This is a genomic window from Salinisphaera aquimarina (assembly GCF_042643355.1).
Taxonomy (GTDB): domain Bacteria; phylum Pseudomonadota; class Gammaproteobacteria; order Nevskiales; family Salinisphaeraceae; genus Salinisphaera; species Salinisphaera aquimarina.
This window is the reverse complement of sequence record NZ_JBHRSS010000001.1, coordinates 1-18,217: the sequence shown is the minus strand read 5'-3', so window position 1 is coordinate 18,217 and position 18,217 is coordinate 1. Positions and strand designations below refer to the sequence as shown.

Below are 18,217 nucleotides of genomic sequence, written 5' to 3'. Positions count from 1 at the left end.
TCGTCAATATCGCGATTCTCGAAGGTAGGGGAAAAACTACGCGGAGGCCGTCGCCGACGGCGTCAATGCAGCCGTGATCGAGACCATGGGTTTTCCGGCCGTCGATCGCTATCAGTTGATCCGGGAATACCCGCCGCACGCGCTGCAACTGCACACGCGCAGCGGCGACCGGGTGATGCTGTCGCTGATCATGCGCTCGCGAAAGACCGATGCGCAGAAGAAGGCGTTCTACGCGAAGTGCACCGAAAACCTGAAGAAACATCCCGGCATCGACGCGTACAACGTGATGATCACCATCGCCGAGAACAACGATATCGACTGGTCGTCCGCCGACGGCAGGGCGAGTTTCTTCGAGGCGTGACTGCTATCCGCAGATGAACGCGGACTGGAAACGCGGATGCGGCGACGCGCCCCACCCTCCTCGAGCGGGCAATGGCTGCCGATTCCCTTCTTTATCGGCGTGAACCTGCGGATGAACCAGACCTAAAAAAGCCGGCGGGGAAAACCCCGCCGGCTTTTTCGATTCACGTAGCGCGCTGCTACCAGCGCATGTTCTCGATCTACGCCGTGCCGGTCTTCTGCTGTTCACCAAGGAAGGGATAGTCGGTGTAACCCTTCTCGTCGCCACCGTAATAGGTGGCTTCATCCGGTTTGGCGAGTTCGGCGTCCACGCGGAAACGCTCGACCAGATCGGGATTGGCGATAAAGGGTCGACCGAACGCGGCGCCGTCGCCGTTGCCGTTCTCGATCAGCGCTTCGGCGCGCTCGGCGGTGTAATGCCCGCAGAAGATCAAGGCACCGTCGGAAAAGCGCTCGCGAATGGCGGCACGGAACGCGTCGGTGAGCTTGATATCGCCGCCGGCCCAGTCGGGCTCGTTGACGTGCAGATAGGCCAGACCGCGCGCGTTGAGCTGTTCGGCCATGTAGAAGGCCATCGCCTTGGGCTCGTCGTCGCTCAGCCCGAAGATTTCGATGAACGGCGACAGGCGAATGCCCACGCGATCCGCGCCCATGACTTCGCAGACCGCGTCCACGACTTCCAGTGCCAGCCGGGCCCGGTTCTCGATGGAACCCCCGTAGGCATCGCTGCGCTTGTTGGAGCCGGTGGCCATGAACTGCTGGAGCAGATAGGCGTTGGCGGCATGCACCTCGACCAGATCGAACCCGGCCCGCTTGGCGCGGATCGCGGCCTGGCGGTACTCGTCGACCAGATCCGGGATTTCCTTGGTTTCCAGCGCGCGCGGGGTGCTGGAATCCTGCAGACCGTTGGAGCCGTCCTCGAACTCGACGAAGCTCTTGGCGCCTTCGCCACGGATCGCGCTGGGGGCGACCGGCTTGCGCCCGTCCGGGTGGACCATTTCATGGCCGACCCGGCCGACGTGCCACAGTTGCAGGGCGATACGACCGCCTGCCTTATGCACGGCATCGACCACGCCTTTCCAGCCGGCTTCCTGGGCATCGGTGAAAATGCTGGGCGTGTAGACATAGCCCCGTGCGCCTTCCGAGATATTGGTTGCCTCGGAGATGATCAGACCGGCGCCGGCGCGCTGGGAATAATATTCCTGCTGCATGGGGCCGGGCACCTGATCGGGCGTGCGCGAGCGCGTCAACGGCGCCATGATCACGCGGTTGGGCAGGTCGACCGCACCGAACCGGACGGGCGAAAGCAATTTATCGAAACCCATGAAATCTCCTTTGGGGAAACAGGTTTGCTGTTGGCTATATGAGATGGCGTTGGGTTGCGCAAAATCAAGCCGCGCGCTATTAATCGCGACGATGTGCTGTGGCAATGGCGCCCATGAAAAAGGCCCCGCCGCAGCGCGACGGGGCCTCGGAGAGGCGCTGTACGGTGGTTTGATTAGCCGCCGCTGACAGTCAGCGTGCCTTTCATGCCGGCCGCGAAATGCCCCGGGAAGGAGCAGATGTAGGTGTAGTCGCCCGGCTTGTCGGGGGCGGTGAAGGTCACCGTATCCGAACTGCCGCCCGCCACGAGTCCGGTGTGGGCGATGACCTGATCGCTCATATCGGAGGGAATGTAGTCGCTGTCCTTGGCGTTGACCGCGGCTTCGTCAAATTTCTGCGGGTTCGCGTCGGCCTTGAGCAGCACCCAGTTATGGGCCATCGCTGCAGCCGGCAACTTGCTGTTGTTGCTCAGCTTGATGGTGACCTTTTCGCCCGGCTTGACGGTGATGCTTTCCTTGCTGAATTTCAGGCTGTTCATGCCTTCGATTTCAACCGTCTTGGCCTGGGCGGCAAACGCCGAGACCGACAATACGGCGAACATCATCAAGGCCATCGTTTTCTTCATCATACGAGAGATCTCCTTCGTTATTTGTCGTTGCACCATGCAACCATAGCGCGGCATGCGCAAGTCCGGCGACCGGAAATGCACGCGTGCAGTGGTGCCTACTGCTACGCGTCCGGCCGCTACAACAGATTCAATCTACGGCGCCATGCCTGAACGTCGGCTTGCTAGAACACCACCACCTGGCGAATCGCCTGGCCGGCAGCCAGCCGTTCGAAGCCGAGGTTGATCTCGTCCAGGGTCAGCCGGTGGGTGAGCAGCTTGTCGACCGGCAGGCGGCCGGCCTGATAGAGCGCGATGTATTCGGGTATATCCAGCTTGGGCACGTGCCCCCCCAGATACGAGCCCATCAGCGTGCGTTCCTGGGCCACCAGCTGCAGCGCGGGCAGCTGCATGCGGCTGTCCGGATGCTGCAGGCCGGCGCTGACGGTCTTGCCGCCCTTGCCGGTGGCGGCAAAGGCGAATTCGAGCGCGGCCTGCACGCCGGCGAACTCGGCGGCGACATCGGCTCCGCCGCCGGTGAGGGCCTGAATCTGTTCCAGCGCATCCTCGTCACGGGTATTGACGGTCGCGGTAGCGCCGAGCTCACGGGCCTTGGCCAATTTGTCGTCGTCGATATCCGCGGCGATCACCTGGGCGGCACCCGCCGCGATCGCGCCCAGTACGGCCGACAAGCCAACGCCGCCCAGCCCGACCACCAGCGCGGTCTGGCCCAGACGCAGTTTCGCCGTGTGGATCATCGCCCCCACACCGGTGAGTACCGCACAGCCGAACACCGCGGCGATTTCATAGTCGAGTTCCGGGTCGATCCTGACCAGCGATTCGCGGCGCACGACCGCGTATTCGGCAAAACCCGAAATACCCAGATGATGATGCACGTCCGCGCCGTTTTCGCTCAGCCGGCGGCCGCCGGAGAGCAGCGTGCCGTCGTTGTTCGCCTTCGCCCCCGGGGTACACAGCGCGGCACGGCCATCGGCACAGTATTCGCAATGCCCGCAGCTGGGCACGAACGAACACACGACGTGATCGCCGACTGCGAAATCATGCACGTCGGGCCCGATCTCGATGACTTCGCCGGCCGCTTCGTGGCCAAGCACCATCGGCATCGGCCGCGGCCGGTTGCCGTCGATACTCGACAGATCGGAATGACACAGCCCCGCCGCATGGATCTTGAGCAACAGCTCGCCCGCCTGCGGCGGCGCCAGATCGAACGTCTCGATCTTGAGCGGGTTGGACTCGTGATAAGGCCGCGACGGGGCCATATCGCGCAAAACGGCAGCTCGGGTCTGCATGGCGTCTCCTTGGATTGCTGATGCCGGGCTGTTCCGGCCGAACCGGCAATTTATCATCCGGGCGCGATCGGGGTTTGCGCGCCTTGCGGTCGAGCCGTGGCCTGTCATGAGGCACAATGCGCGGCCAAGGCCATCGCGGCCCCCGGCCTTTGTCACCACTGAGTTTTCGGATACGTACGACCATGAAACAGAGCGCGAGCACCCACGCTATCGATATCGCCGGCCTGCACCGGGATCTGGCCCTGTTCGAAGTGGCGCCCGGCACCCGGATCGCGGTGCTGAACGTGCTCGGCGATACCGAGCTCGTGGAGGCCGCGGCCACTGCTCTCGCCGAGCGACTCAAGGTCGTCGACTACCGGGTTCTGGTCACCGCCGAGGCGAAATCCATTCCCCTGATACATGCGCTGTCGGTCGTCACCGGCAAGCCGTACGTGGTGCTGCGCAAGAACTACAAACCCTATATGGGCGATGCGCTGGAGGCCGAGACGCTGTCGATCACCACGGGCAAGCCGCAGACGCTGTTTCTGGATGCCAAGGACCGCGACCTGGTCTCCGACGCGCCGATCGTGCTGGTCGACGACGTCATCAGTTCGGGTTCAACGCTGGAGGCAATGCGCACGATCATGGACAAGGCCGGCGCCACGATCGCTGCGCAGGCAGCGATCCTCACCGAAGGCGATCGCGAGAACTGGCGCGACGTCATCGCCCTCGGCCATCTGCCGATCTTCACCGATGCGTAAATAGCCGCGTCCGGCTGAAAGCCGCTAGGAATCGATCCGCCGTTTCCTGAACGGCTTGTCGGCATCGCTGCTGTTGCGTTCGATGCTGATGCGCTGATTGGCCCGCCCGATCAGCCTTCGTTGATATTTTCGCTCGGCGGCCGTGGCCTGTGATTCGCTGCTCTGCCAGGCTTCCTGGAGAAGGAATTTGCCGGCGGCCACCGCATCCGGCGAATAACGGCTCATCTCGTCGGCGATTTCAGCCGCCGCCACCAGCGGATCGTCGGCCAGATGCGTGACCAGCCCGATCCGCTCCGCCTCGCGGCCGTCGATCACCCGCGCCGACAGCGTCAGCCGCTTGGCCTGATCGATGGACATGAGCTCGCGCAGTAGTGCCACGCCGCCCATATCCGGAATCAGTCCCCATTTCGCCTCCATGACCGACAATCGGGCGTCGGGCCGCGCGACGCGTATATCCGCGCCCAGTGCGAGTTGCAGCCCCGCGCCGAAGCAGTTGCCGTGAACCGCAGCCACTACCGGCACGCCGATGTCGCGCCAGCCCAGACTCCAGCGCTGGAAACGATTGGCATAGGGCAGCCACAGCTGCGCCAGCGCGGGCGCCGCGGCCAGTGGCGCATTGAATACGGCCTTGAAATCGAGCCCGGCACAGAACGACGGGCCGGCTCCCTGCAGGACGATCGCGCGCAGGGCACGGTCCTTGGCCAGAGTCCTGGCGGCGTCGTTGACCGCGTCCAGCATCTCGAAATTCATGCCGTTGTGCTTGTCTGGCCGGTTCAGGCATACGTGGGCCACATCGGCCTGGCGTTCAATGACGACGGTTTCGGACTGGCTCATGCAAGCGACGAGGTGAGGGATTTGTCTCACTGTGCCGTCTTTGCGCGACGCGAGCCAGTGACGCACGCTCCGGGACTTCCACTGGCGCCTGACTACCCTGCGCACGCCCAGATGGGTAAAAATCCGGTTCATGGAGATCGATCCCACGCTGCTGGCTTTCCGGAATCTGGCGGTCGCGCTCGCGGTCGGCCTGCTCATCGGCCTCGAACGCGGCTGGCAGAAACGCGATGCCGACTCGGGGCAGCGCGTGGCCGGATTGCGAACCTTCGCAATCATCGGTGTCGGGGGCGGCGTCATCGGCCAGTTGTCCGTGACGATGGGGCCGATCGTGCTCGGGCTGGGCCTGATCGCCATCGCATCCATACTCATCGCCGCCCATGTGTTGTCGTCGCGTGCCAGCCGCGATTACGGCATCACCAGCGAGATCGCGGCCTTCACCACTTTCGCGCTGGCGGCCATGGCGACGACGGGCTCACCGGCGCCGGCCGCGGCCGGCGCCGTGGTCACCGCGACCCTGCTGGGCCTCAAGCCGGAACTGCACGGCTGGCTGGAGCGTCTGGATCGCGACGAACTGATCGCCGCGCTCAAGCTGCTGATGATCTCGGTGCTGGTGCTGCCGCTGATGCCCGATCAGGGCCTGGGCCCGTGGGCAACGCTCAACCCCTATCGGATCTGGATGCTGGTCGTCGTGGTCGCGTCGATCTCGTTTGCGGGGCATTTCGCGGTCCGGCTGCTCGGCCAGGCCCGCGGCATTCTTACCACTGGCGTGTTCGGTGGCCTGGCCTCGTCGACCGCGCTCACTCTTCATTTCGCGCGCCTGTCGCGTCGCACCCGCGGCCTCGACGCGTTGCTGGCCGTGGGCATCATCCTCGCTCAGGCCATGGGCATGCCACGCATGATCGTGGTCGCCGCGGTCGCCAGCCCCGTGCTTGCGCGCGCGGCCGTCGTGCCGCTGCTGGTGATGATGGGCGTTGCGCTGATAAGCGCCCTGTTGCTGCATTCACGCCTCGATACCTCGCGCCTGCGTGCCCCGCGCCGGCTGGGGCCGCCGTTTCGTCTCAAAGACACGCTGCGCTTCGCGGTGCTACTGGTCGCCATCACCCTGGCCAGCGCAACCGCGCATCATCTGGTGGGCGATGCCGGCGTATTCGCCATTGCCGCCATTGCGGCGATGGGCGATCTGACCGCGGTCACCCTGTCGATGGCACAGCTGACCCAAACCGGCGTGCCGACCGACACCGCGGCCCGGGCGCTGGTCGTCGCGGCGATGAGCAGTGTGTTGTTCAAGAGCCTGCTCGCCTACCTGCTCGGCGGGCAGCGATTGGGCTTGCTGGTGGCCTCCAGCGCTACCTGTGTGGCGATGACCGGCGCCGTGGCACTGTTGATAATGCTCGATTACTGGCCCCTGTTTTGAGGCCGATGTGATACCCGCCGGGGAAAAGACGACCCACTACCGCGCGCCTTTTACTCAAGCGACGCAGCCTGCCGATTGACGAGATAACGTGTGTCCTGGTCATGCCTCGAACGCAGCGGGCTGCGGCCGTGTCTTCGCTATACAAGGACACGGACGGGCAGGCTAGCGCGCGGCCTGCATGCGCACGCCCGTGAGCGCCGCGTACTGGCTACGGTCGAGCACCGCGTCGAGCGGCAACCACGCTTCGCCGCCAACGCTGCGGGTACGCAGCGCGGGGTCGGCCAGCGATACCTGCTCGCCGGTCTGCTCCCGGATCACGCGCTGGATAGCTGCGGCATCGAGACTGCCGGCATCCATCCTGTAGACATTGGCATCATCCATATCCAGCGTCGTGAAGCCGGCCGAACCCGGCAGATAGATCGCCCCGGTCGCGAAATCGACCGCGAACGCAATCACGCCAGGCACGATGAAGAACAGCAGCCCGACCGCGTCGAGGACCGCGACCGCCGGGTCGATACGCCCGTCGACCTGGCCCTTGCGTTCCGGATACAGGACCACGCCACAGGCGGTGGTGCCGATCAAGGTACCGGCCATGGCCGCAACGATGCCGGCGCGCCGCGCCTTACTGAACCGATCTGTCATGTTCTCTCCCTGTCTTGCGAATGGCTCGACGCCGGCGACGACCCCACGTCATCGTTACCCGGTGTCGGTGCAGCGCGATTGTAGCGGGTCGCGCGGCATGGATCGCTTACGGGTTGACAGCGTCCGGGCAACCGCGCGAAAACTATCTTCATAATAAAAATAATAAAAAGGTCCGCGATGCGACACTTCAGCCGAGTGGCCGGGCGCACAACACCGGGTTTCACCCTGATCGAGCTGATGATCGTGGTCGCCATCGTCGGTGCACTGGCGGCGATCGCCATTCCGGCATATCAGAACTATGTTGCCCGCACCAAGGTCAGCGAGGGCCTGACGCTCGCACAGCCACTGCGTCGTGCGGTCGCCGAATACTACGCCGTCAACGGCCGCCTTCCGGTAGTGGCCAACAACAACTGGGGCAACGTGCTCGAAGAGTTGGGCATGGGCAACGACAGCGAGGCCGGCGCGGGCAGCGGGCGATACGTAAAACGTATCTGGTGGAACAACAACACCAACCATCCCGCGATCCGGATCCGCTATGACGGCGGCCTGCTGGACAACGAACTCGTGTTCATCGAGGCCGATTTCAACGGTGGCACGATCCGGTGGAACTGCACTGCGCCATCCAGCGATGGCGTACCGGTGCGTTATCTGCCGGCCAGCTGTCGCTAGGTCAACAGACCTTACTCGCCCTGCTTGAACCGCCGCAGCTGACGCCGTTGTTTCTTGTCCGGCCGAATGGAAGGCCTTGGCATCGAGACACGCGCTGCGCGCCGCTCTTCACTTCGGCGTTCGCGCTCTTGTGAACTGGCCGGCGTCTCCGCATACAGCTGCTGCGCGCGCTCGGCCGAACCGCGCTGCTCGGCCAGATCGATAACGTCGATCACGAAGGCGACCTCGCCCTTGGTGATATCCAGACGATCGCCCACGTGAACGCCGGTGCTCGCCTTGGCCCGGTGACCGTTCACATGCACTTTGCCGCCCTTGACCGCCTGCGACGCCAGCGAGCGTGTCTTGAAAAATCGCGCCGCCCACAGCCATTTGTCGACCCGCACCGAGGTCTTGGCGGTGACGTCCCGCTGCTTGCCAGAATCTGAGCTCATACGCAGACTGTGACATCAAACCGATCCAACACAAATATCCTTGTTCTCCCGATTTCGTCTGGTCTACAAACTGCGGGTCACGGACAACGGCGTGCAGATCGTCACTGGCCAGCCCGGCCGCCGTTTCGTCGCCGCGGTGCGCGACGTGATCGCCCTGCATGGCGTGACCCGCGGCGAAATCGAATGCAAGGGCCGCGGCCGCCACGCGCGGCTGCGATTTTCAGACGACTTCCCCGAAGTCGGCCGTCAGGCGATTCGCAATGTATGGGCACCACCCACGGCGCCCGGCCCCGGGGGCGGCCGGCGGGCGCGTGGCTAGGTCACGCCGGTGCATCCCCTAAGGCATGTCGCTGAAATAGATGAGACATCGGCGTATCTTGACCGATGCTTTGACGCACCGGGAGACCTGAGATGATTACCGTTCACCACCTCGAAGATTCACGCTCGCAGCGTGTGCTGTGGTTGCTTGAAGAGCTGGGGCTCGAGTACGAGGTCAAGCATTACAAGCGCGATCCGAAAACCATGCTCGCCCCCGATGCCCTGCGCCAGGTTCATCCACTGGGCAAGTCGCCGGTGATTACCGACAACGCCAACACGGTCGCCGAAACCGGCCTGATCGTGGACTACATCGTCGATCGTCACGCCAGCGGCCGCCTGGCACCGGAGCGCGGCACTCCGGAGCGATTGCAGTATGACTACTGGCTGCACTACGCCGAGGGCTCGGCCATGCCGCCACTGCTTCTGCATCTGGTATTCGACACCGTGGAGAAAAAATCGCCGTTCCTGATCCGGCCGATCGCAAAGGCGATCTCGGCAAACGTGAAGAAACAGTTCATTCGCCCACAGCTGGATCTGCATCTCGACTACATGGAAAACGAACTGCGTCAGCACGAGTGGTTTGTGGGCAACGAATTCAGCGCCGCCGACATCATGATGAGCTTCCCGCTCGAGGCAGCGTCAAGCCGCCGCGGCCTGGAAGACCGATGCCCGCGAATCCGGGCTTTCGTAAAACGCATCCACGAACGACCCGCCTATCTCCGGGCGCTCGAAAAAGGCGGGCCTTACGCCTACGCCTGAGCGCTTACCCACACGGCCTGTCGATGCCCGGGTCGACGTGTACGCCCGCGCAGTGCACTGGCACGCGAATCGATGGACAATGGATGGCTGGCGCGGGTATAGCTTAGCCTCGTCGACGCGGTAGCCGGCCGCCTCCCAGCCACCCATTCTGGAAACGGATGGTTGCTCCCATGAAAAAGCCCGCCGAAGCGGGCTTTCTTGCGCATTGCTGGAGCATCGGTCCTATTGGCTGGTCGTGACCGTTGCCTCGTCGCGCAGACCATCGACGGTCTTGCTGCCGATGCCGCTGACGCGCGTCATCTCGTCCAGCTTCTGGTAGTCCCCGTTTTCCTCACGATCCTCGATGATCGCGTCGGCCTTGGCAGGCCCGATGCCGCTGAGTTGTTCCAGCATGTCGGCACCGGCCGTATTGACGTTGACGGCGGCGAGCGCGGCCGTCGCGAAGAAGCCCGTCATGAGCACCAGGATCAGGATTGTTGTTTTCATTATCAGTCCTTTTTTGTTGTATTTACGCCGAAAGTGCAAGGTACACGCAGGTAATTCACGAGTGCAAATCACAGCGCTGGATTTCTTTCTTTATCGATACGCCGTGGCCGCCACCTCCATCGATCGATCGAAACCTAGTCATAAAACATGATTTCAGTGCGGTAATCTTCGCTATTTCGTGGATAATCGCCTTATCGTGCCGCTATAGAATCAGACCCTCCAACGCTCTACTATTTAAATAAAATATTAACAAACAATATTTTATATGGACCCTGGCGATCGTCCATGCTTTTATTCAGGCACCGACGAGCGTCGATGTGCCCATTGAACGAGAGAAAAACAGCGCTGCTGACAAACCGGCGAACGGGGCCCGAAAGTTGATCCGGGCATATCGATTTCGCTGCGCACCGGCTGAAAACATGGCAATTACAACGATATCCGTCCTACAAAAGTTGTAGACAAGGATTCGTTGACACTCCCGAGCGCGCTGTCTACTGTTAATCGCGAATCGAGTAAAACAAAGTTTCACTAAGCGAAACATGTGCAGCGATTGCACGCCCCAAAAGCCCTCAGGAGACCCTAACCATGCGACCGATCATAAAGGCGCTGACCGTCAGCGCGCTCGCGCTGAGCACATCGATGGCGCTCGCCGCCGATAAAGTGGAACTGCCTAAAACCCTCGCCATGACCGCTTATGGCACCGGCTCTGCGGGCTATACGCAGATGGTATCCATCGGCAACCTGCTGCAGAACGAATACGGCACGTCGGTGCGTATTCTGCCCGGCGAGAACGATGTGTCGCGGATGACGCCGCTGCGCGTGGGCCGTGTTCCGCTGTGCGCCTGCGGTATTGCCAGCTACTACGGTTTCGAGGGCGTGCTGATGTTCGCCGGGCGCCAGTGGGGACCGCAGCCGATCCGGGTGATCGCCACCTCGACGGCAAGTTTCGGTCTCGGCGTTGCCGTGGCCGATGATATCGACGTCAAGACGCCCGCCGATCTCAAGGGCAAGCGGATTGCCTATATCCGCGGCGACGATGCGCTCAACAAGGGCACCGAGGCGTTCCTCGCCTTTGGCGGCCTGACCTGGGACGACGTCAAGAAAGTGACCTATCCCGGCTATGGGCGCTCCTTCGACGGCATCATCGCCAACCAGGTCGATGCGTCGTTCACGATGAGCGTGGCGCCGCCGGCCCAGCAGCTGGCGGCCAGCCCGCGCGGCATCGTCTGGCCGACGCTGGATCCGAAGGACACCGAGGGCTGGAAGCGTCTCAAGACGGTAGCGCCTTATTTCGACCCGCATCAGGTCACCTCGGCCGCGGGCGGTTACAGCAAGGACAAACCCTGGGTCGGCGCCAGCTATCCCTATCCGATCCTCATCGGCACCGACAAGCTCGACGACAAGACCGCCTACAGCCTGGTGAAGGTACTGATCGAGGATTTCGACAAGTACAAGGACGCCGCGCCGGGCAACGCCGGCTATGCGCGGGACAAGCAGAACATGGAATGGGTGATTCCGTTCCATGATTCGGTGGTCCAGTACTACAAGGACACCGGCTACTGGACCGATGCCATGCAGGCCCATCAGGACATGCTGGTCAAGCGTCAGGACACGCTCGCCAGTGCATGGAAAGGCTATATGGCCAGCGATCCGCCGAGCGACGATGCGGCCTTCAAGAAGGGCTGGATGTCGGCACGAGCCGAAGCGCTGGAAGCACAGGGCATGGACCCCGTCTTCAAGTAGCGTCATACCACCGACGACGGCGGCGCGTGATCGGCAACGACACGCGCCGTCGCTCGTTCTATCGGGCCCGGCCCGTTCACTCTCGCGCGCGAACCCTCCGGATTCGCAGGCGCTTTTCACCGTACCGCGGTTATGTCCATGACACCGAATGATCCGATCAAGGAAACAGACAGCGAAGCCACCGAGATATCGGGGATTCGCCCACTGGCCGGCGCCTGGGCGTGGCTGCCGCGTCTGGCCACGCTCGCGCTGACCCTGACCACGCTCGACTACCTGCTCAATCTGGGCTATCTGTCGATCATCACCTCGGTGGAGAGCCAGTTCTTCTATACCGTGGTGCTGCTGATGCTACCGCTGGTGTTCGTGATGTGGCCGGCCTGGGGCCACTCCAGGCGCACCACGGTGCCGTGGTACGACGTGATCCTGTTTCTGGTGGCACTCGGCACCTGCGGATATTTCGTCTATAACGCGACCGATATCATCGATCTGGGCTGGGAGTACGCCGCGCCCCAGAACGCGATATACATGAGCTTTCTGCTCTGGGTGGTCGTGCTGGAAGCCACCCGCCGCGCGGGCGGGCTGCCGATCGCGATCATCGTGGGCCTGGCGAGCGTCTACCCGATCTTCGCCGACGTCATGCCCGGGCCGATCCAGGGCTTTCCGTCGAGCTGGTCGCAGACCGCCATCTATCACGCCATGAGCCGCGAAAGCGTCATGGGTATTCCGTTGCAGGCCTTCGCCAATCTGGTGATCGGCTTCCTGCTGTTCGGCGTCGCCCTGCAGAAAACCGGCGGCGGCAAGTTTTTCATCAATCTCGCCTTCGCCCTGCTCGGCCACGTCCGCGGCGGCCCGGCCAAGGTGTCGATCTTTTCCAGCGGCCTGATGGGTTCCATGAGCGGCAGCGTGATCACCAACGTGCTCACCACCGGCGTGCTCTCGATTCCGGCCATGCGCCGGGTCGGTTTCGGCAAGTCCTACGCGGCCGGCGTGGAAGCCTGCGCTTCGACCGGCGGTGTTCTGATGCCGCCGGTGATGGGCGCGACCGCCTTCATCATGGCCAGCTTTCTCAATATCCCCTACGGCGATATCGCGCTCGCCGCGGTGGTGCCCTCGGTGCTGTATTTCCTGGGTCTGTTCATCCAGATCGATGCCTATGCCGCGCGCCACGAGCTCGAAGGCCTGCCGCGCGAGGAACTGCCGTCACTAGCTCAGACCATGAAGGAAGGCTGGTATTTCATCTTCGTGTTCGTGCTGCTGATCTGGATGCTGTTCGTGCTGCGCCAGGAAGCGATCGCGCCGTTCTATGCCACCGCCCTGCTGATCGTGATCAACCAGGTGCTGCCGTTCCAACGCTGGGGCTGGGCCGAGGTCAAGGACTTCTTCTCGGGCGCGGCCAAGCTGTTTGCCGAACTCATTGCCATTCTCTGTGGCGTGGGCCTGCTGGTGGGCGCGCTGTCTGTGACCGGGCTGTCGGGCACCATCGCCAACGACCTGATCTATCTGGCCGGCGGCAGCACGCTGGTGCTGCTGTTCATGGGCGCGGCGACGAGTTTCATTCTCGGCATCGGCATGACCGTCACCGCGGCCTATATCTTCCTTGCGGTGGCGTTGGCGCCGGCGCTGGTCAACGGCGGCGGCATGAATGCGCTGGCGGTGCACCTGTTCATTCTCTACTGGGGCATGCTCAGTTATATCACCCCACCGGTCGCACTCGGCGCCTTCGCCGCGGCGACCATTGCCGGGGCCCGGCCGATGGCCACGGGCTTCCAGGCCATGCGCCTGGGCAGCATCATCTATTTCATTCCCTTCCTGTTCGTACTCAACCCGGCACTGATTCTGCAGGGCAGCGCCGGGGAGATCGCGCTCGTGTTCAGCGAGGCGGTGATCGGCGTCGTCCTGATCGCCGGCGCCATGCAGGGCTATCTGCTTGGCGTGGGCAATCTGTGTCGCCACGCGCTGTTGCAGTGGCCCATGCGGCTGATGCTGATACTGGCCGGCCTGGCCATTGCCGTGCCCGGCGGTGGCGCGGTGCCGCTGTCCGACAGCCAGCTCTGGCTGATCAGCGCGGTGCTCGGCCTGCCGGCGCTGGCGCTGGCGTTCTGGTCGAATCGCGGCCGGGTCGTGGCGGCCCATGGCTGATTGTGCGCACGGCATGGCCACATCCGATGCGTCGGCCTGAACGCCGACGCCTGGCAGAACACGGCCGGACGCTGTCGCGTTCGGCCGCACGCAGATGACCGCGGAGCTGTATTTCGACGGCCGCCGCATAGCGGGTGACGAGGTCGACTGGCGCAGCCTGCGGCTGGCCGGCGGCCTCGCCGCGCTGGGGGTGGACGACGGCGACGTGATCGCGGTGATGCTGCGCAATCACCCGGTCTATATCGACATCATCCAGGCCTGTCGCAGCGCCGGCTGTTTCTATTGCCCGGTCAACTGGCACTTCAAGGCCGATGAAGTCGGTTATATTCTCGCCGACTCCGGCGCGAAGGTGCTGATCGTGCAGGCCGACCTGCTCGACCAGATTGCGGGCAGCATACCGGTCGCGGTCACCGTCCTCGTAGTGGATGAGCCCACGCCCGCCGAGCCCACAATCGCGGCCGGCACCGACGCCATGTCGTTCGAGCCCTGGCTGGCGCGGCAGCCGGCCTATGCCGGACCGGCGCGCACGCCGCGCGGGCATCTCGCCTATACCTCCGGTACTACCGGCCGGCCGAAAGGCGTGCGGCGCCTGCAGTCGCCCAGCGATCGCGCGGCACGCCAGGCCGAGCAGATGCGCCCTATTCTCGAGTCCGCACTGGGCATCCGGCCGGGCGTGCGCGCGCTGGTGCCAGCGCCGCTCTATCACAGCGGACCCAGCCTGTTCGCGCAGCACGTGCTGCTGCAGGGCGACGCCCTGGTCGTGGCGCCGCGTTTCGACCCCGAACAGACACTCGCGCTGATCGAACGCCACCAGGTGGAAACCGTGTTCCTGGTGCCGATCATGTACGTGCGCCTGCTGCGACTGCCGCAGGCGGTGCGCGATCGCTACGACATCTCGTCGGTGCGTTTCGTGGCATCGACGGGGTCGCCGTGCGCCCCGCAGGTCAAGGCCGACATGCTGGCCTGGTGGGGCCCGGTGATCCACGAGTTCTATGCTTCGAGCGAAACCGGCGTGATCACGGTGCAGACGCCCGACGACGTCAGACACAAACCCGGCAGTGCCGGCCGACCGGCGGGCGACGCAGTGGTGCGCATCGTGGGCGAGGACGGCGTCGAATGCGCGGTCGGTGAGGCCGGTCTGATCTACTGTCATCAACCGGCGGTCGCGGATTTCACCTACCAGAACCGCGATGCCGACCGACAGGCGATGGCGCGCGGCGATCTCGTGACGGTCGGCGATATCGGCTATCTCGATGCCGACGGCTATCTGTTCGTCTGCGACCGTGCCTCCGACATGGTCATCTCCGGCGGGGTCAACATCTACCCGGCCGAAATCGAGGCGGTGCTGATCGATCTGCCTGGCGTACTCGACTGCGCAGTCTTCGGCATACCCGATCCCGAATACGGCGAGTCGCTGGTGGCCCTGGTCGCGGCTGAGGGCAGCGCCGCATCGATCGAGTCCGAGCTAAGCGAACAACTGCGGGCGCGCATCGCCGGCTACAAGGTACCGCGACGATTCACGCGGGTGGCCGATCTGCCCCGCGACGACAACGGCAAGATCGCCCGAAAACGGCTCCGCGCCTGGTGGCTGGAACACCACGCAGCCGGCGTCTGAGCTGACAATGGCGCGGCATGAACGTCGATCCTGATCGTGGGCGAAGCCGGGCGGCCTGTTTCCACACCAATACGCGCATTAGACGCATTCGAGAAAAGAGGGTTCACGCGAAGCCGCAAGGACGCCGGTAATCTGAAGGCCATGCCTGCGAAGCGCCTACATCGACATGCTCATCTCTTCCTTGCGCCTTTGCGTGAGGCATACCGTCGTCGCGCCGGCTTACGTGGCCCTGTCCCGTCGAGTCGGGCACATGCCATAGATGATCGACACGGCTATTTGTCATCCGGCGGATCGTTTATCGCCACGAATTCCGCGCTTTCAATCTCCCAATGGCGCTTGAGCCCACTCATGCCGTCGCATCCCAGCGGTTCGGGCTTGGCATGCGGCGGCAGTATCTTGGTGCTGCTGCCCTGGCTGCGCGTCTTGCCGGTGTAATTCCACAACACGACCTTTATCGCCCGCGTCGGATGGGTATTCACGATCTGGCGAAGCTGGGCGCGATGCAGCATGCAGTCGGCGGTCAGCGTGGTGCTGAATTTCAGATAGTCGCGCGGATCGTTGCTATGCGGGCGCTCGGCCGTTGCTGCCGGCGGCGCGTCGTCACCGTCCGTCGGCGCCCCGCCGGACGCGTCCTGCGCGCGCGCCGTGACCGTGATCACCACAAGAGCCAGCGACAGCAAGGCCGCGATCCGCCATCCCGTGGTCAGCGTCGGATATCTCATCACTCACCTGCACTGGACAGGGTATCGATATGCACGGCCGCGCTCGCCGCCAGCGCATCCAGCGCGTAGCCGCCTTCCAGCGTACTCACGATACGGCCGTCACAATAGAGCGCCGCCGCTTCCGTAATTCGTTCGGTGACCCAAGCGAAATCATCGGCCTCGAGCAGCAGATCGGCGAGCGGGTCCGAGCGGTGCGCGTCGAAACCCGCGGAGATGAAGATCATTTCCGGGGCGAAGGCGTCCAGCGCCGGTAGCCAGTCGCGCTCTATGGCCTTGCGAAACACATGGCCGCCGGTGCCCGGACGCAGCGGCGACTTGATCAACGAGCCGGGCACGCTGGTATCGGTGGTGAACGGGAACAGCGGATTCTGGTAGCTGGAACAGAACAGCACGTTGGGATTGCCGCGAAAGACGTCTTCCGTGCCGTTGCCATGGTGCACATCGAAATCGAGAATCGCGACCCGACTCAGGCCGTGTGCGGCGATGGCATGGGCGGCGCCGACCGCCACGTTGTCGAAAAAACAGAACCCCATCGCTCGGGCATGTTCGGCGTGATGGCCGGGTGGACGCACCGCACAGAACGCGTTGGCGACCTGGCCTGCGATCACGGCGTCGGTGGCGGCGATGGCGGCCCCGGCACCATGCAGCGCGGCGGTCAGACTGTGCGGGTTCATGGCGGTGTCGCCGTCGATCTGGCGCAGCCCCTCGCGCGGCGCGAACGCCATGAGCTCGTCGACATAGCCGCTGTCATGGACGCGCTTGATCGCTTCGACCGACGCCGCCGGCGCTTCGTGGCGTTGCACGCGCCGGTCCACGCCGACCACGCCCATGCCCTTCTCGACGGCGATCAGCCGGCCCGGCGACTCGGGGTGGCCGCCGCCCATGTCGTGCAGCGCCGAGCTGTCGTGACTGAAATACGCGGTCGTCATGCTTTGCCCATCTGCGCTGGCTCCTCGGGGCGGCTCGGCCGGCCGCTGTTATTGTTCAGCGCTCATCCAACACCAGCGCCTGCCTGATTGCAACAGGCCCGGCGTCGCTGGGCCGCGGACAAAAAAACGCCGCGATGAACGCGGCGCCTGGTCATGGTCAAGCCTAGTGCCCGGGACTCAACGCATGGCCACGATGCGATCGGCGAGATTAGTCTTCGCCGACGCCTCGTTCGAATACAGCTCGGCGTAATGCGATTGCATCCATTGGCCGAAAGCCTGCGGATTCTCTTCACCCAGCAGGGCCGCGAGCGAGTCGATGTTCTCGCCCTCGCCGGTGGCGGCCTCACGGCGCAAGGCGACCTGCTGCGTGTCCGCGAAATCCTGGGCCTGGGCAAAATCGTTATCGTCGATGTTCTTGCCGACGATATAGGCCGTGGTGCCGGCCGTGCTGGCCGTGGTGATCAGGTCATCGCGATCACGCGCCGAACTGATCGTCGCGACGCTCAGGCCGATTGCCATGACGCTGCACAGCGCAACGCCGCGTTTGATCGTGCTGGAACTCATGTTCATATTTCACTTCCCTTTTAGCCACTTCTTGCTGATCTTGAAGCTAGCCCGATCTAGATGAATCGAGACTTAACCTCAAAGGACTTTCGTCATTGATAGATCTTGCTCCCACCCTCGCGAAATTCCTCGGCCTTTTCCTCCAAGCCCGCATCGATGGCGTCCTGCGCGGTATGGATGCCGCGTTCGTGGGCGAACTCGCGCACTTCCTGTGAAATCCGCATGGAACAGAACTTCGGGCCGCACATGCTGCAGAAATGCGCGACCTTGGCGCTGTCCTTGGGCAGGGTCTCGTCGTGGAATTCGCGTGCCTTCAACGGGTCCAGGCCGAGATTGAACTGGTCTTCCCAACGGAATTCGAAGCGCGCCTTGGACAGCGCGTTGTCGCGGATCTGCGCGCCGGGGTGACCCTTGGCCAGATCCGCAGCATGAGCCGCGATCTTGTAGGTGATGATGCCTTCGCGCACGTCGGCCTTGTTGGGCAGGCCGAGATGCTCCTTGGGCGTGACGTAGCAGAGCATGGCGGTACCGTACCAGCCGATCTGGGCGGCGCCGATACCGGAGGTGATGTGGTCGTAGCCGGGGGCGATATCGGTAGTGAGCGGGCCGAGGGTG

Annotated in this window: 19 protein-coding genes and 1 pseudogene; 9 read left to right on the top strand and 11 right to left on the bottom strand. The window is 63.6% G+C overall.

What is annotated here, in order from left to right:
- Positions 1–73 precede the first annotated feature (73 nt).
- A complete protein-coding gene (locus tag ACFOSU_RS00100) occupies positions 74–361 on the top strand; it encodes a tautomerase family protein (protein ID WP_380685186.1) in 288 nt (95 codons plus the stop codon).
- 199 nt (positions 362–560) lie between these two features.
- On the opposite strand, the gene ACFOSU_RS00095 is transcribed toward ACFOSU_RS00100, so the two are convergent.
- The 3 genes from ACFOSU_RS00095 to ACFOSU_RS00085 all read right to left on the bottom strand — a co-directional run bounded on the left by ACFOSU_RS00095 (position 561) and on the right by ACFOSU_RS00085 (position 3,597).
- The gene (locus ACFOSU_RS00095; protein WP_380685184.1) at positions 561–1,685 is read right to left on the bottom strand and encodes an alkene reductase; all 1,125 of its coding nucleotides are present in this window, start codon (positions 1,683–1,685) and stop codon (positions 561–563) included.
- A 173-nt stretch (positions 1,686–1,858) separates the two neighbouring features.
- Entirely contained in the window at positions 1,859–2,365 is a 507-nt protein-coding gene (locus tag ACFOSU_RS00090) for a plastocyanin/azurin family copper-binding protein (RefSeq protein ID WP_380685182.1), read from the bottom strand.
- 107 nt (positions 2,366–2,472) lie between these two features.
- Positions 2,473–3,597 (bottom strand): zinc-dependent alcohol dehydrogenase family protein, encoded by a 1,125-nt coding sequence (locus tag ACFOSU_RS00085; protein ID WP_380685180.1) that lies wholly within the window; start codon positions 3,595–3,597, stop codon positions 2,473–2,475.
- 182 nt (positions 3,598–3,779) lie between these two features.
- Here ACFOSU_RS00085 and ACFOSU_RS00080 point away from each other — a divergent pair, with 182 nt between their 5' ends.
- On the top strand, positions 3,780–4,337 hold the full coding sequence (locus ACFOSU_RS00080; protein WP_380685178.1) for a phosphoribosyltransferase family protein: 558 nt from the start codon (positions 3,780–3,782) through the stop codon (positions 4,335–4,337).
- Between the two features lie 24 nt (positions 4,338–4,361).
- On the opposite strand, the gene ACFOSU_RS00075 is transcribed toward ACFOSU_RS00080, so the two are convergent.
- On the bottom strand, positions 4,362–5,171 hold the full coding sequence (locus tag ACFOSU_RS00075; protein WP_380685176.1) for a crotonase/enoyl-CoA hydratase family protein: 810 nt from the start codon (positions 5,169–5,171) through the stop codon (positions 4,362–4,364).
- 130 nt (positions 5,172–5,301) lie between these two features.
- Between ACFOSU_RS00075 and ACFOSU_RS00070 the strand changes: the two genes are divergently transcribed.
- The gene (locus ACFOSU_RS00070; protein ID WP_380685174.1) at positions 5,302–6,585 is read left to right on the top strand and encodes an MgtC/SapB family protein; all 1,284 of its coding nucleotides are present in this window, start codon (positions 5,302–5,304) and stop codon (positions 6,583–6,585) included.
- A gap of 162 nt (positions 6,586–6,747) precedes the next feature.
- Here the strand turns inward: ACFOSU_RS00070 and ACFOSU_RS00065 are convergent, their stop codons facing one another.
- A complete protein-coding gene (locus ACFOSU_RS00065; protein ID WP_380685172.1) occupies positions 6,748–7,227 on the bottom strand; it encodes a polyribonucleotide nucleotidyltransferase in 480 nt (159 codons plus the stop codon).
- A gap of 177 nt (positions 7,228–7,404) precedes the next feature.
- On the opposite strand from ACFOSU_RS00065, the gene ACFOSU_RS00060 reads away from it, so the two are divergent.
- Entirely contained in the window at positions 7,405–7,896 is a 492-nt protein-coding gene (locus tag ACFOSU_RS00060; protein ID WP_380685170.1) for a pilin, read from the top strand.
- 11 nt (positions 7,897–7,907) lie between these two features.
- Here ACFOSU_RS00060 and ACFOSU_RS00055 read toward each other — a convergent pair whose 3' ends face one another.
- A complete protein-coding gene (locus ACFOSU_RS00055; RefSeq protein ID WP_380685168.1) occupies positions 7,908–8,327 on the bottom strand; it encodes an RNA-binding S4 domain-containing protein in 420 nt (139 codons plus the stop codon).
- Between the two features lie 40 nt (positions 8,328–8,367).
- Between ACFOSU_RS00055 and ACFOSU_RS00050 the strand changes: the two genes are divergently transcribed.
- Both ACFOSU_RS00050 and ACFOSU_RS00045 read left to right on the top strand, forming a co-directional pair.
- On the top strand, positions 8,368–8,646 hold the full coding sequence (locus ACFOSU_RS00050) for a DUF3634 family protein (protein WP_380685166.1): 279 nt from the start codon (positions 8,368–8,370) through the stop codon (positions 8,644–8,646).
- 92 nt (positions 8,647–8,738) lie between these two features.
- Positions 8,739–9,404, top strand: coding sequence for a glutathione S-transferase N-terminal domain-containing protein (locus tag ACFOSU_RS00045; protein ID WP_380685164.1), 666 nt, complete (start codon positions 8,739–8,741; stop codon positions 9,402–9,404).
- Between the two features lie 222 nt (positions 9,405–9,626).
- Here the strand turns inward: ACFOSU_RS00045 and ACFOSU_RS00040 are convergent, their stop codons facing one another.
- Positions 9,627–9,890 (bottom strand): ComEA family DNA-binding protein, encoded by a 264-nt coding sequence (locus ACFOSU_RS00040; RefSeq protein WP_380685162.1) that lies wholly within the window; start codon positions 9,888–9,890, stop codon positions 9,627–9,629.
- A gap of 585 nt (positions 9,891–10,475) precedes the next feature.
- Here ACFOSU_RS00040 and ACFOSU_RS00035 point away from each other — a divergent pair.
- From ACFOSU_RS00035 to ACFOSU_RS00025, 3 genes and pseudogenes are all read left to right on the top strand, one after another.
- Positions 10,476–11,633: a TAXI family TRAP transporter solute-binding subunit gene (locus ACFOSU_RS00035; protein ID WP_380685160.1), complete on the top strand. Its 1,158-nt coding sequence runs from the start codon at positions 10,476–10,478 to the stop codon at positions 11,631–11,633.
- 138 nt (positions 11,634–11,771) lie between these two features.
- Positions 11,772–13,772 (top strand): TRAP transporter permease, encoded by a 2,001-nt coding sequence (locus tag ACFOSU_RS00030; RefSeq protein ID WP_380685158.1) that lies wholly within the window; start codon positions 11,772–11,774, stop codon positions 13,770–13,772.
- Positions 13,773–13,851: 79 nt separating this feature from the next.
- Positions 13,852–15,387 (top strand): annotated as a pseudogene (locus ACFOSU_RS00025) (AMP-binding protein); the annotation flags it as partial.
- Positions 15,388–15,659: 272 nt separating this feature from the next.
- On the opposite strand, the gene ACFOSU_RS00020 reads toward ACFOSU_RS00025, so the two are convergent.
- From ACFOSU_RS00020 to ACFOSU_RS00005, 4 genes are all read right to left on the bottom strand, one after another.
- Positions 15,660–16,067, bottom strand: a complete 408-nt coding sequence (locus tag ACFOSU_RS00020) for a hypothetical protein (RefSeq protein WP_380685156.1) — start codon at positions 16,065–16,067, stop codon at positions 15,660–15,662.
- A gap of 41 nt (positions 16,068–16,108) precedes the next feature.
- Positions 16,109–17,038: a histone deacetylase family protein gene (locus tag ACFOSU_RS00015; protein ID WP_380685154.1), complete on the bottom strand. Its 930-nt coding sequence runs from the start codon at positions 17,036–17,038 to the stop codon at positions 16,109–16,111.
- A 177-nt stretch (positions 17,039–17,215) separates the two neighbouring features.
- Positions 17,216–17,608 (bottom strand): DUF3015 family protein, encoded by a 393-nt coding sequence (locus tag ACFOSU_RS00010; RefSeq protein ID WP_380685152.1) that lies wholly within the window; start codon positions 17,606–17,608, stop codon positions 17,216–17,218.
- 86 nt (positions 17,609–17,694) lie between these two features.
- Positions 17,695–18,217, bottom strand: a 523-nt coding sequence (locus ACFOSU_RS00005) for a phosphomethylpyrimidine synthase ThiC (RefSeq protein WP_380685150.1), incomplete at its 5' end; no start/stop codon positions are given.

What these genes read in the sequence shown, in the direction of transcription:
- ACFOSU_RS00095 (WP_380685184.1), bottom strand. Translation starts at nt 1,685, where the DNA reads ATGGGTTTCGATAAATTGCTTTCGCCCGTCCGGTTCGGTGCGGTCGAC.
- ACFOSU_RS00090 (WP_380685182.1), bottom strand. Translation starts at nt 2,365, where the DNA reads ATGCCGCGCTATGGTTGCATGGTGCAACGACAAATAACGAAGGAGATC.
- ACFOSU_RS00085 (WP_380685180.1), bottom strand. Translation starts at nt 3,597, where the DNA reads ATGCAGACCCGAGCTGCCGTTTTGCGCGATATGGCCCCGTCGCGGCCT.
- ACFOSU_RS00080 (WP_380685178.1), top strand. Translation starts at nt 3,780, where the DNA reads ATGAAACAGAGCGCGAGCACCCACGCTATCGATATCGCCGGCCTGCAC.
- ACFOSU_RS00075 (WP_380685176.1), bottom strand. Translation starts at nt 5,171, where the DNA reads ATGAGCCAGTCCGAAACCGTCGTCATTGAACGCCAGGCCGATGTGGCC.
- ACFOSU_RS00070 (WP_380685174.1), top strand. Translation starts at nt 5,302, where the DNA reads ATGGAGATCGATCCCACGCTGCTGGCTTTCCGGAATCTGGCGGTCGCG.
- ACFOSU_RS00065 (WP_380685172.1), bottom strand. Translation starts at nt 7,227, where the DNA reads ATGACAGATCGGTTCAGTAAGGCGCGGCGCGCCGGCATCGTTGCGGCC.
- ACFOSU_RS00060 (WP_380685170.1), top strand. Translation starts at nt 7,405, where the DNA reads ATGCGACACTTCAGCCGAGTGGCCGGGCGCACAACACCGGGTTTCACC.
- ACFOSU_RS00055 (WP_380685168.1), bottom strand. Translation starts at nt 8,327, where the DNA reads ATGAGCTCAGATTCTGGCAAGCAGCGGGACGTCACCGCCAAGACCTCG.
- ACFOSU_RS00045 (WP_380685164.1), top strand. Translation starts at nt 8,739, where the DNA reads ATGATTACCGTTCACCACCTCGAAGATTCACGCTCGCAGCGTGTGCTG.
- ACFOSU_RS00040 (WP_380685162.1), bottom strand. Translation starts at nt 9,890, where the DNA reads ATGAAAACAACAATCCTGATCCTGGTGCTCATGACGGGCTTCTTCGCG.
- ACFOSU_RS00035 (WP_380685160.1), top strand. Translation starts at nt 10,476, where the DNA reads ATGCGACCGATCATAAAGGCGCTGACCGTCAGCGCGCTCGCGCTGAGC.
- ACFOSU_RS00030 (WP_380685158.1), top strand. Translation starts at nt 11,772, where the DNA reads ATGACACCGAATGATCCGATCAAGGAAACAGACAGCGAAGCCACCGAG.
- ACFOSU_RS00015 (WP_380685154.1), bottom strand. Translation starts at nt 17,038, where the DNA reads ATGACGACCGCGTATTTCAGTCACGACAGCTCGGCGCTGCACGACATG.
- ACFOSU_RS00010 (WP_380685152.1), bottom strand. Translation starts at nt 17,608, where the DNA reads ATGAACATGAGTTCCAGCACGATCAAACGCGGCGTTGCGCTGTGCAGC.